Origin of the sequence: Enterobacter cloacae complex sp. SHL021, assembly GCF_049237765.1 — a bacterium.
Classification (GTDB): domain Bacteria; phylum Pseudomonadota; class Gammaproteobacteria; order Enterobacterales; family Enterobacteriaceae; genus Enterobacter; species Enterobacter cloacae.
On the sequence record NZ_JBMKJG010000010.1, the window covers coordinates 94825 to 107301 of the forward strand.

The following is a 12477-nucleotide window of genomic DNA, read 5'->3' on the forward strand; positions in this document are numbered from 1 at the left end:
ACGAGATAAATATGTTTAAATTTCTTAACGCTCGCTATCGTCATATCACCGGGCGGCACAATATTCCTTACAGTTCTCTTCACCTGACGGGCGAATTGGCTACGGTTGATTCAATTGTCATTCCCTGTACCGGTGCAGATTTCGTCGAAGAAGCATTACTCTCTGCCACTTTCGCGGAGCGCTATGCCACCGGGATTAGCGAAATAGTCATCGTCAGCGATCAGCCAGAGTCAGCCTTTGGTACATTGCCGCCTAAAACCCGCGTAGTGACGCTTAGCCTTCCGGTCCGTGAGGAAAATTATCGTTATAAGCAGATCTACCTCAGCCGCCTGATGAAACTTAACGCCCCGCTACAGGCGCGCGGTGAAGGTGTATTGATGATCGATTCCGACCTCAATCTGCTAAAAATGCCCGAGATTAAAATCGCGGATATGCACCTTTACTCAAGCTTCCGCCAGGGGAAAATGATTGCCAAACTGGACGGTGCACCGGTTGAAAAAGTGCCAGCGTATTATAAAGATATGGTACGGCCGTATCTGGTTGACCATGTTAACAGTGCCTTCCTTGCGGCTACCAAAAAGACCTGGCGTCGTATTTGCCCATTGTGGCTGGCGCTATTTCAGGATACCTGGGAACTCATGGACGACAGTCAGCCCCCAACTGACCAGTTGCCGCTCACTGCCCTACTGGACATGCTGGATTTAAAAACCGTCAACCTGGGGGACTGGGTAAACTGGCCTGTTTCAAAAAAAATTGGCGGACAGGAAGCCGTAATTCCAAAAGAGGTGATTGGTGCTCATGGCGGTTTCCCTCTCTCCGAATGGCAGAAATATATAAAGTCAGCAGATAATAAATTACTGTTCAAAGGTCAAGATTATACCCGCAAAGTGCGGTATTTGACTGACGAAGAGAAAAAGAACCAGTAAATAAAAGGGGCCTCAAGCCCCTTTTATTATTTTACGTCACCTTGATGTGCAGTAGATATCACACGTCCGGGCTAACGTATATTACTCCAGTAATAGGTCTTACCTGTGGTATCCAGTACTGAGACATTCTTATCGTAACCGGCAAGCCATGAGTGTACCGACTGGACAGGTTGACCCTGACGATGGATCCCCAACCACAATTCAGCAAGCGTGTTCACATCATCAGCAGACCAGACGGTGTAATAGTCTCCTGTGTATTGCCTGGCTTTATCAACCTGTTGCCCATACCAGATAAACACAGGGATGTGCAGAGCCTCTCGTGGAGGGTTCACGTTTCCGTGAGAATAAACGACAGCGCGTTGCGGATCACGAATCAAACCATGATCGGAAAAATACATAACCGAAGAAGGCGAGTTGGCCAGCATGCTAAACATCTTGCCCATCAATGTGTCTGTATACCGTACCGAGTTGTCATAACAGTCATCCGCCTCATTACTACCATGTAACACCGCCTGGTTTGCCGGAAAGCGCGTACAGGATGGTTCATGGCTGCCGTATAAATGCAAGACGATCACTTTTTTACCCGGGGCTTTTAATGCATTCTGCAGCAGAGGTAGAAGATCTTCATCGTAACCGCCTTCGAGCCATTTATGCTGTTTCGTATTCATCGCAATCCCGGTGATGACGTTGTTATGCGCCCCGCCTTTACCCTGATGACTAAACCAATAAGTTTCATAGCCCGCTTTATTGGCAATATTAATAACATTATCACCATATTTTTTCGGATCGCGAATATTCACTTTATCAGCGGTCATGGCCAACGGAACGGCCATAATCGTAACCGGCGCTGGCGCTACAGCATTACGGAACAGCAAGAGCTGCGATTTCTGCTTTTCCAGCTCTGGTGTAGTATCTCGTTGATAACCGTAGATGCCCATATTCGCCGCTCGCTCAGACTCACCGATAACCAGCACGTAGTTCTCAATACCGGTATCCGAAAGCGTGAGCTTGTAATCAGGAATGTTGTTACCGATATTGGCAATGACCGCGTTATCTTCAATAGCCTGCATGAAAACTTTTGCCGTACTGACTGGTGTCGCCTGAACCACGCGCTGCGCCAGACTTTCGACGCTGCTTTTCCTGAGCTGGTGTTGTAGTGCCTGACCATAGAAAGCCAACAACGTCACGCCAAGCACAATGGCAGGCCAGCGACGAAATCGCGGTGCAACGGGCCATGCACCCGTATTTGCGGTATAAATAAAAAAAGCAGAGAGTGTGATAAAAATAATGCATTCACGCCAGTACACGCTGAGCATTGAACTTGCTTCATCCGGTGTGGTGTGGATTATGCTCATTGCAAACCCATAACTAAACGCAGAATCGAAATTTCTCCATGCATATAGCTGGAGAGAAATATCTGCCGCAACTGGAATGAGAAGTACAATCGCCAGTACATTGCGTATTAATTTATTGTCTATGCACTTGAGCATCAACAACATCAATAAAAAAACAAACGATCTGTTAATTACCAAATTATATCGGGCATGTAAAATATTTACAGCCATAAGTATTAAAAGAGAAATCGCCAGATTTAAAAAAGAGGTAAACCGTGAAGTTGTATCAACCAGCTTCAGCGAAAGGTGCGTAGACATAATGTTTTGACAAGCCTGACAGTGTCTTCCTGACGTAATTATTATTAATAAACGCGTGGAGAAGAAAGATTGGTATTTTATTGAAAAGTAACAAGAAAATTTCGAAAAGTCAAACTACCATAATTAGCACTGGCACCCGTTTATACGGGTGCCAGCTGGCAGGTTTAATCCCAGCTCAAAATAACTTTCCCGGACTGGCCCGAACGCATCGCGTCAAAGCCTTTCTGGAAATCATCAACGGAGAAACGATGTGTAATAATCGGGGACAGATCCAGGCCAGACTGAATTAATGCCGCCATCTTATACCAGGTTTCGAACATTTCACGGCCATAGATGCCTTTAATGAACAGCCCTTTGAAGATAACTTTATTCCAGTCGATAGACATATCCGACGGCGGAATACCCAGCATCGCAATACGACCGCCGTGGTTCATGGTATCCAACATAGTACGGAACGCCGGTGGTGCGCCGGACATCTCAAGACCCACGTCAAACCCTTCGGTCATGCCCAGCTCTTCCATCACATCGGCCAGGCTCTCTTTAGAGACATCCACCGCACGGGTGACGCCCATCTTGCGGGCCAGCGACAGACGGTATTCGTTCACGTCGGTAATCACTACATTACGCGCACCCACGTGCTTCGCCACCGCTGCGGCCATAATCCCGATAGGGCCCGCACCGGAGACCAGCACATCCTCGCCGACCAGGTCGAAAGAGAGCGCCGTATGTACCGCGTTGCCGAACGGGTCAAAGATCGAGGCCAGATCGTCAGAAATGTTGTCCGGAATTTTGAACGCGTTAAAGGCCGGGATCACCAGGTACTCGGCAAAGCAGCCCGGACGGTTCACGCCCACGCCAATAGTATTACGGCACAGGTGCGTACGCCCACCGCGGCAGTTACGGCAGTGGCCGCAGGTGATGTGTCCTTCACCGGAGACGCGGTCGCCAATGTTAAAACCTTTCACTTCCTGACCAATCCCAACCACTTCACCAACGTATTCGTGGCCGACAACCATGGGTACCGGAATGGTTTTTTGCGACCACTGATCCCAGTTGTAGATATGAACGTCAGTGCCGCAAATGGCGGTTTTACGAATTTTGATCAGCAGATCGTTATGACCGACTTCCGGCTCCGGCACGTCGGTCATCCAAATCCCTTCTTCCGCTTTCAGTTTGGATAACGCTTTCATCACACGTCCTCAGGCAATTACGCCCAGCTGTTTACCGATGCGGGTAAAGGCTTCCACCGCACGTTCAATTTGTTCAGGCGAATGCGCCGCGGACATCTGGGTGCGGATACGCGCCTGGCCTTTTGGTACGACCGGGAAGAAGAACCCAGTCACATAAATGCCTTCTTTTTGCAGCTCACGGGCAAAGTTCTGCGCCACGACGGCATCGCCCAGCATGACCGGGATAATGGCGTGGTCAGCACCGGCCAGGGTAAACCCTGCCGCACTCATTTTTTCGCGGAACAGGCGCGCGTTGGACCACAGACGGTCGCGCAGTTCAGCCCCGGATTCCACCATCTCCAGCACTTTGATGGAGGCGGCAACAATGGCCGGCGCGAGGGAGTTGGAGAACAGGTACGGACGGGAGCGCTGGCGCAGCCACTCCACCACCTCTTTACGCGCAGCGGTATAACCGCCAGACGCGCCACCAAGCGCTTTACCCAGCGTACCGGTGATGATGTCCACGCGGCCCATCACGTCACAGTATTCATGCGAGCCACGGCCGTTTTCACCCACAAAACCGACTGCGTGCGAGTCATCGACCATCACCAGCGCATCGTATTTATCCGCCAGGTCACACACGCCCTTCAGGTTGGCAATCACGCCGTCCATAGAGAACACGCCGTCAGTGGCGATGAGCACATGGCGAGCACCCGCTTCACGCGCCTCTTTCAGGCGTGCTTCCAGTTCAACCATATCGTTGTTGGCATAGCGGAAACGCTTCGCTTTACACAGGCGCACACCATCAATGATGGAAGCGTGGTTAAGGGCGTCGGAGATAATGGCATCTTCTGCACCCAGCAGCGTCTCAAACAGACCGCCGTTGGCGTCGAAGCAGGAGGAGTACAGAATTGCGTCTTCCATGCCTAAGAAGTTCGCCAGCTTTTTCTCAAGCTGCTTGTGACTGTCCTGCGTGCCGCAGATAAAGCGTACGGAGGCCATACCAAAACCGTGGGTATCCATACCGCTTTTCGCCGCAGCAATCAGCTCAGGGTGATTCGCAAGACCCAGGTAGTTGTTCGCACAAAAGTTGATCACATGGCTGCCATCGGCAACGGTGATGTCCGCCTGCTGAGCAGACGTGATAATACGCTCTTCTTTAAACAACCCTTCCGCACGCGCGGTTTCAAGGTCGCTGTTTAACTGTTTGTAAAAATCACCACGCATTGCAATTCTCCAGACTCGGCAAATTTCGGCACATATTACCCAAACCTATAGTTCATGACGAGATGACACATTATCTCTTCTCGTTTTTGCAGCATAAATCACGTGTACCCTTGCGCTATGTCGGTGAATGGCTGAAGGGCAGCCATACTAATGATATGATAGAACCATTAGCGTCCAGGATTGTCCCCGGACTCCACACTTCAAAGGTTACAGTTATGATCATCGTTACCGGCGGCGCGGGCTTTATCGGCAGCAATATTGTTAAAGCTCTCAATGACAAAGGCATCACCGACATCCTGGTGGTTGACAACCTGAAAGACGGCACCAAGTTCGTCAACCTGGTGGATCTGAACATCGCTGACTACATGGATAAAGAAGACTTCCTTATCCAGATTATGGCAGGTGAAGAGTTCGGCGAGATCGAAGCCATCTTCCACGAAGGGGCATGCTCCTCCACCACCGAGTGGGACGGCAAGTACATGATGGACAACAACTATCAGTACTCTAAAGAGCTGCTTCACTACTGTCTGGAGCGTGAAATTCCGTTCCTGTATGCCTCTTCGGCGGCCACCTACGGCGGACGTACCTCTGATTTCATTGAATCCCGCGAATATGAGCAGCCGTTGAACGTTTACGGTTACTCCAAGTTCCTTTTCGACGAATATGTGCGTCAGGTGTTGCCAGAAGCGAACTCCCAAATCGTTGGTTTCCGCTACTTCAACGTCTACGGGCCGCGCGAAGGCCACAAAGGCAGCATGGCGAGCGTGGCGTTCCATCTGAACACTCAACTGAATAACGGCGAAAGTCCAAAACTGTTCGAAGGCAGCGACGGCTTTAAGCGTGACTTCGTCTACGTAGGCGACGTTGCCGCCGTGAACCTGTGGTTCTGGGAAAATGGGGTATCCGGTATTTTCAACCTTGGCACCGGCCGCGCGGAGTCTTTCCAGGCCGTGGCTGACGCAACGCTGGCGTATCACAAGAAAGGCAGCATTGAGTACATTCCTTTCCCGGACAAACTGAAAGGCCGCTACCAGGCATTCACCCAGGCCGATCTGACCAACCTGCGCGCAGCGGGTTATGACAAGCCGTTCAAGACCGTTGCCGAAGGCGTAACGGAATATATGGCCTGGCTGAACCGCGACGCGTAAGTATGAGAATTCTGGTGATCGGCCCGTCATGGGTGGGCGACATGATGATGTCGCAAAGTCTCTATCGCACGCTCAAGGCGCGTTATCCCCAGGCGATAATCGACGTGATGGCACCCGCATGGTGCCGTCCGTTGTTATCGCGTATGCCGGAAGTGAATGAAGCCATCCCAATGCCGCTCGGCCACGGGGCGCTGGAAATTGGCGAACGTCGTAAACTCGGCCACAGTCTGCGCGAGAAGCGTTATGACCGCGCTTACGTGTTACCCAATTCGTTTAAATCCGCGCTTGTGCCCTTCTTCGCCGGTGTGCCGCACCGTACCGGCTGGCGCGGTGAGATGCGCTACGGTCTGCTGAATGACGCACGCGTGCTGGATAAAGAGGCCTGGCCATTAATGGTGGAGCGCTATGTGGCGCTGGCCTACGACAAAGGCGTGATGCGCAGCGCAAAAGACCTGCCGCAGCCGCTGCGATGGCCACAGCTACAGGTCAGCGAGGGTGAAAAATCCCAGACCTGTAACGCGTTTGGTCTTTCCTCTGAACGGCCGATGATTGGCTTCTGCCCGGGCGCAGAATTCGGCCCGGCAAAACGCTGGCCGCACTATCACTACGCAGAGCTGGCAAAGCAGTTGATTGACGAAGGTTATCAGATCGTTCTGTTCGGCTCGGCAAAAGACCACGAGGCGGGGAACGAAATTCTTGCAGCCCTCAGCACAGAACAGCAGGCCTGGTGCCGCAACCTGGCCGGGGAAACCCAGCTCGAGCAGGCGGTGATTTTACTTGCTGCCTGTAAAGCCGTAGTCACCAACGACTCCGGGCTGATGCACGTCGCCGCCGCGCTCAACCGCCCGCTGGTTGCGTTGTATGGTCCAAGTAGCCCGGACTTTACGCCGCCGCTCTCAAATAAGGCGCGCGTTATTCGTCTGATCACGGGTTACCATAAGGTGCGTAAAGGCGATGCCGCGCAAGGTTATCACCAGAGCCTGATCGACATCACGCCGCAGCGCGTTCTCGAAGAACTCAACGAACTGCTGCTGAGCGAAGAAGGATAACGAATGCGGGTATTGATCGTTAAAACCTCTTCGATGGGTGATGTGCTGCATACGCTTCCGTCGCTGACGGACGCCATGCGGGCCATTCCTGGCATTCGTTTTGACTGGGTGGTGGAAGAAGGCTTCGCGCAGATCCCTACCTGGCACGAAGCGGTCGACCGCGTGATCCCGGTGGCCATCCGCCGCTGGCGTAAAGCGTGGTTTTCCACACCGATTAAAGCCGAGCGCAAAGCCTTCCGCGATGCGGTGCAGGCGCAGCGTTACGACGCCATTATCGACGCGCAGGGGCTGGTCAAAAGCGCCGCGCTGGTAACGCGCCTGGCACACGGTGTAAAGCACGGCATGGACTGGCAAACCGCCCGCGAACCACTCGCCAGCCTGTTCTATAACCGTCGTCACCATATTGCAAAGCAGCAGCACGCAGTGGAACGCACCCGCGAGCTGTTCGCAAAAAGCCTCGGTTACACAAAGCCGGAAACGCAGGGTGATTACGCGATTTCGCAGCATTTTCTGCGTGATGCAGAGAAGCCTGCGCAGCCCTGGCTGGTCTTCCTGCATGCCACAACGCGCGATGATAAGCACTGGCCGGAAACGCACTGGCGAAGACTCATTGAACTAATGCAACCTGCCGGCATCCATATTAAACTGCCGTGGGGTGCTGAACATGAGCGCCAGCGTGCTGAACGTCTGGCAGCCGGTTTTTCGCACGTCGAGGTTTTACCAAAACTCACGCTGGCGCAAGTTGCTGCAGAGCTGGCCGGAGCTAAAGCTGTCGTTTCCGTTGATACGGGTTTAAGCCATTTAACCGCGGCGCTGGATCGTCCAAATATCACGATTTTTGGCCCGACCGATCCCGGTTTGATTGGGGGTTACGGTAAAAACCAGCATCAAATGGTCAGCCCGACTCAACAAACGAGGGACATTAGCGCAGATGCCATTTTTTCATTTTTACAGGACAGCCACTGGCTTTCCGACAGGGATATCTAACGAATGAGTTACGTATTTCTGCTGATTTTACTCCTTCCGGTGAAGCTTATCCGGAAGCTGTTCCGCAAAGATACAGGTAAAAACCTGGTCATTCAGACAGCCAAAATCGGTGATTTTGTTAATGCGACGCCCCTGCTGGCATACCTGCAAAAAAGTGATGTGCTTATCAGTCGCAGCGTAGGTGCGCTGGCGAAGCATGACGAAACGATCGAAGAGATTTTTTTTATCGAGCAGCATAAGCGTAGCCTGTGGCGTAAGCTCAGCTTTGCCTGCCGCATCATGAACCGCTACGACAACGTCTATCTTCTGCAACCCAACAGCGTAAATCTCTTTTTTGCCGCCGTCTGTAATGCCAAAAACAAACAATTTTTAAGCATTTACACCCGCAGATGGTATCACGGGATTTTCTATCTCACCGCCGACGGTACCGTTGAGCACGGCAAAAAAACGCTATCAGTGACCAATTACCTGAAGCTGGCCGACCGTTCGTTGACGTGGCAGGACTCGCCCAAGCACGCCACAAAGCCGCTGTTCAAACCGGCGACCTACCCGGCAATTCTCGACAAACCTGATGTGATCCGCATCGGCATCAGCATTGCCGCAGGTAATAAAGCCAAAACGGTGCCGCCGGTCATCTGGAAGCGAATTATTGATCGTCTCGCCGACCTGCCCTGCGAGTTTTATGTGTTTGGCGCCCCTGATGAACAGTCGTGGCTGGACGATATCACCCGTGCTTACGGTGACATTCCTAATGTCGTTAACCTCATCGGCAAAATCCCTCTCGAAGATCTTCCGTGGGCGATTTCCAGGATGGATTGTTATATCGCGTCTGATTCAGGCAATGTCTATATTGCCGATGCAGTAGATGTACCCGTAGTGCTGCTGTTTGGCCCATGCTGCCACTATGAACAACGCCCACTTGGAAATGTGATGCTGATAGGTAACGACGACAATATTTGTTCTTATGTTTTTGAGACTAAATACTATTTCTCGCAAGACAGGGAAGAACTCTTTGCTGTAACAGACGAATCCTTAAACGAACTCAAACGTTTCATTTGCGCGTTACCAAAAGCTACCGCAACCCCATATACCTTTGATGCCCTGGGAAACTAATTTTTTATGGCTTTTCTAAGCATCATTATTGCTGCACATAACGCCGAAGATACCCTTCACACAACGTTAGAAAGCCTGCACGATGCCATCGATAATGCGGGCGACGATGTTGAGGTAATTATCTTTAACGACAGCTCCGATGATTCCACGCAAGATATTATTGAGACGTGGTTGCCAGCGTTTCCGAATGTGCACTCCCGGCACGTTCAGTTTCGTAATGTAGGCCTTGTTCGCAATAGCGCATTCTCTCTGGCATCAGGTGACTACATTACCATGCTGGATAGTGATGACCGACTGAAACCGGGTAGCATCAGGGACGCTGTAGCATTCCTCAAGACAGAGCGTCCTGATATGCTGCTGACGCGCCTGCTAGAAATTCGTGATATCAAAAAAATCACCCCCAACTGGCAAGGATTTTCTCCCGTTGCGTTGTCGCAACGGGAGGCTATAAAACGTTTCCTGCTGCATAAAGATTTCCAGGCACATCTCATTGGTCAATTCATTCATCGCAAGTTATACGAAAGTAATCCGATTCCTTCGATGGTGTGTTATGAGGATTTTGCGGTATTCCCTGGCATGTTGATGCAATCGAGTAAAATAGCCTATCAACGTCGCGGGCACTATTACTACATCAAGCGTAGCGACAGTTTGTCGAGCAAACTCGACGCGAGCAAAATCAAGACGCTTGTGGAATGCACATTGCTGATGGAAAAAACATTCCCGCAGCCGTTTCAACATCTCATAAATTGTCATTGGTTTGATATTTACAGTAATCATCGGCAACATCTGACCGACCAGCATTTCCAGCTCGTTAAACAACGGGTAAAAGCACTTTATTCTCTCTCATTTTTCTTATCCAGCGATGTTCGCTTCAGCTATAAAAAAAGGGTTATTGAGGCATTATGGAAAAAGTAAAGTTAAGACTTTATCAGTTAACGCTCACGCTAAGCCTTGTGTCTTTAGCATTGGTGCTGGTTAGTTCAGGTAAACAAAGAGAATTTTTCTATATTGCTATCTATGCCAGTATTTTAGGCTTAGCCGTTGAGTATAAAAAAATCACCTGGAGGCCTTTTAGCATCGCATATTCTGTACTTCTGGTGGGGATCCTTAACCTGATCTGGTATTTCTCTTATGAATTCCATAATGAGGGGTTAAACGCGTATAGTGATTATCTTGGAGCAAGTAAGAAATTAATACTGGCAAGTTTTTTGATCTTCTATCTGGATCGCTTTAAATCTCATGTAACGAAACAGAACTTCCAAAAATATTTCTTAATCGCTACGTCAGTTGGCTTTGTACTGGCTACAGGATATGGGCTTTTCCAGGCCATACAAGGTATTGATCGCGTCGAGATGGCTATCAATCGGCCAACAATTGCGGCTTACATCTACTCTGTTCTTTCGTTAGCGTTCGTTTATAGCTTGTATCTTCAGCAAAATGTGAAACTGTACTTACTGGCTGGTTTCGTTGTGTTGCTGTCTTACTTCGTAATTTTATTGACCGCCACGCGTGCTGCTATGGGACTCTACCTCATACTGGCTATTGTTCTCACGCTTTATCAATTTAGAAAAATTCATCTAAAATCGCTGATGATTTTCTTATGTATTGTTGCGGGTATCATTATCGTCAGTTACAAGCCGTTGATTTCACCAAAAATTCAACAAACTCAAAATGAGATAACCAAATATCAAAAAGGCCACGATGCCACATCCCTCGGTGCGCGTTTTTCTATGTGGAATGTGGGAATAATGACTGGCCTTGCCCATCCTCTGGGACAGTCTATTGAAAGCAGGGAAATCTGGGCAAAACAGTATGTAAAAGAGGGCCATGCGCATGTTGCCGCTGCACTTGGATACATGCGAATTCATTTGCATAATGAATTTATTGAAAAATACTCTCTGCAAGGGATCCCAGGTCTGGCAGTTTTACTCTTTTTCTACGTTTCGATGATTGTATACGCCATGACTAACAGAAATGGTCTGCTGTTAACGGCTATGCTTCTCTTACTGCTCTACGGACTGACAGATGTGATGCTATTGAGTTCAGAAGCCTTAATTTTCTTCATGACACTTTTTGCATTAAGCACCTCGTTTTCGCAAACAAAGCGACAATAATCATAATGCCCGCGATGCGGGCATTAATTTTTCTTGTATTGATAAAACTCCGCCAACGTCATCCCAACCGTCTTATCGGATAACCAGCTAAAGAGCACTTCCAGATCCTGATACAACCCTTCAATCGCCGCCTCATCTTTAAACGTAGGACTTCCGCCCGGCATAAATTCAGAGGAATGCAGCATAAACTCCACGTAGTCATGTCCCTGAGACAGGCATTGCTGTGCGACCTGAATCATCTGCGACGCATTACCACCGGACGGTCTCAACCAGTTTACGGACGGTGAACGATATTTACCGCGCAGGCGATCGTAGCCCTGTTTGACGGTGTTCAACCAGGCCGGATGCTTATACTGGATGCTCATCGGCACTTCGAGTAAAGGGCTATTGCCCGCTCGTGAGATATCGTCTGTATCAATAAAGTAGGCGTGGTCTGGAAAGAGCTGATAATTGGTTCCGCCATTCCCCTGCGGTGCGCCTTTCGCGTTGCGCCAGTTCACGCGCGGCGTAACAGAGCAATCAACCTGGTAGCCCAGTTCGATCAGCAGTCTGGCGTAACGGCTATCAAATGCCCAGCGCCCGGCGCGATGGCTTAACATTTTGGTCTGGAAGGTCTCTTCCAGCAGACGGGTCATGAACAACACTTTCTCGCGCATCACCTCATCTGAAAATTCAATCAAATACGGCTGCCAGCGCCAGTCATCTCCGGTGAGATCGTGTTCAGGAGGGCTATTCCATGCGTGAAGGTGCATCCCGACTTCACCCTGACCGCGGGCGATCACATCTTTGGCAAACTCAATGAAAACCGGCTCAATCGCCATCTCATAATTTGTCAGCCATACGGGTTTGAAACCGAAACGCTCACAAAGCGTCTGGAATCGCGCCAGATAGCGCGCATTCTCCGTTTTAATGACGCGGTGATTTTGCCAGAGATTATCGCCTTCAGTATCAATCGTGATGATAAACGCTGGTTTTTTCATAATGAGTCCGCAAGACAGGAAAGTTAGCGCTATGTTACGCACTCACCGAAGCATGAGTAAACCCTTCCAGGGAATTTCCTGAGATTATGGAGAAAGAGTGCAAGTCGCTATC

General features: G+C 50.1%; 11 protein-coding genes. 7 read left to right on the top strand and 4 right to left on the bottom strand.

All coding sequences use genetic code 11. The annotated features are described in order from the left end of the window. Positions 1-11 precede the first annotated feature (11 nt). The gene (locus ACOTZF_RS12135) at positions 12-926 is read left to right on the top strand and encodes a hypothetical protein (RefSeq protein ID WP_038982551.1); all 915 of its coding nucleotides are present in this window, start codon (positions 12-14) and stop codon (positions 924-926) included. 71 nt (positions 927-997) lie between these two features. On the opposite strand, the gene ACOTZF_RS12140 is transcribed toward ACOTZF_RS12135, so the two are convergent. The 3 genes from ACOTZF_RS12140 to kbl form a co-directional block, all read right to left on the bottom strand. Continuing rightward, positions 998-2578 (bottom strand): phosphoethanolamine transferase, encoded by a 1581-nt coding sequence (locus ACOTZF_RS12140; RefSeq protein WP_129253093.1) that lies wholly within the window; start codon positions 2576-2578, stop codon positions 998-1000. A 164-nt stretch (positions 2579-2742) separates the two neighbouring features. Next, positions 2743-3768, bottom strand: coding sequence for an L-threonine 3-dehydrogenase (tdh, locus tag ACOTZF_RS12145; RefSeq protein ID WP_029881902.1), 1026 nt, complete (start codon positions 3766-3768; stop codon positions 2743-2745). Positions 3769-3777: 9 nt separating this feature from the next. Further along, positions 3778-4974, bottom strand: a complete 1197-nt coding sequence (gene kbl, locus ACOTZF_RS12150) for a glycine C-acetyltransferase (protein WP_013094909.1) — start codon at positions 4972-4974, stop codon at positions 3778-3780. Positions 4975-5189: 215 nt separating this feature from the next. On the opposite strand from kbl, the gene rfaD reads away from it, so the two are divergent. The 6 genes from rfaD to ACOTZF_RS12180 are packed head-to-tail and all read left to right on the top strand — an operon-like array spanning position 5190 to position 11385. Next, positions 5190-6122 (top strand): ADP-glyceromanno-heptose 6-epimerase, encoded by a 933-nt coding sequence (rfaD, locus tag ACOTZF_RS12155; RefSeq protein WP_013094908.1) that lies wholly within the window; start codon positions 5190-5192, stop codon positions 6120-6122. A gap of 2 nt (positions 6123-6124) precedes the next feature. Further along, positions 6125-7171 (top strand): ADP-heptose--LPS heptosyltransferase RfaF, encoded by a 1047-nt coding sequence (rfaF, locus tag ACOTZF_RS12160; RefSeq protein ID WP_129253091.1) that lies wholly within the window; start codon positions 6125-6127, stop codon positions 7169-7171. A 3-nt stretch (positions 7172-7174) separates the two neighbouring features. Beyond that, a complete protein-coding gene (gene rfaC / locus ACOTZF_RS12165) occupies positions 7175-8158 on the top strand; it encodes a lipopolysaccharide heptosyltransferase RfaC (RefSeq protein WP_029881900.1) in 984 nt (327 codons plus the stop codon). A gap of 3 nt (positions 8159-8161) precedes the next feature. Next, positions 8162-9271, top strand: coding sequence for a glycosyltransferase family 9 protein (locus tag ACOTZF_RS12170; protein ID WP_038982555.1), 1110 nt, complete (start codon positions 8162-8164; stop codon positions 9269-9271). 6 nt (positions 9272-9277) lie between these two features. Further along, a complete protein-coding gene (locus ACOTZF_RS12175) occupies positions 9278-10186 on the top strand; it encodes a glycosyltransferase family 2 protein (protein ID WP_038982556.1) in 909 nt (302 codons plus the stop codon). After that, positions 10174-11385: an O-antigen ligase family protein gene (locus ACOTZF_RS12180; protein ID WP_038982557.1), complete on the top strand. Its 1212-nt coding sequence runs from the start codon at positions 10174-10176 to the stop codon at positions 11383-11385. The genes ACOTZF_RS12175 and ACOTZF_RS12180 overlap by 13 nt, the downstream gene beginning before the upstream one ends. Positions 11386-11408: 23 nt before the next feature. On the opposite strand, the gene ACOTZF_RS12185 is transcribed toward ACOTZF_RS12180, so the two are convergent. Continuing rightward, positions 11409-12365, bottom strand: a complete 957-nt coding sequence (locus ACOTZF_RS12185) for a polysaccharide deacetylase family protein (protein ID WP_038982558.1) — start codon at positions 12363-12365, stop codon at positions 11409-11411. Positions 12366-12477 lie beyond the last annotated feature (112 nt).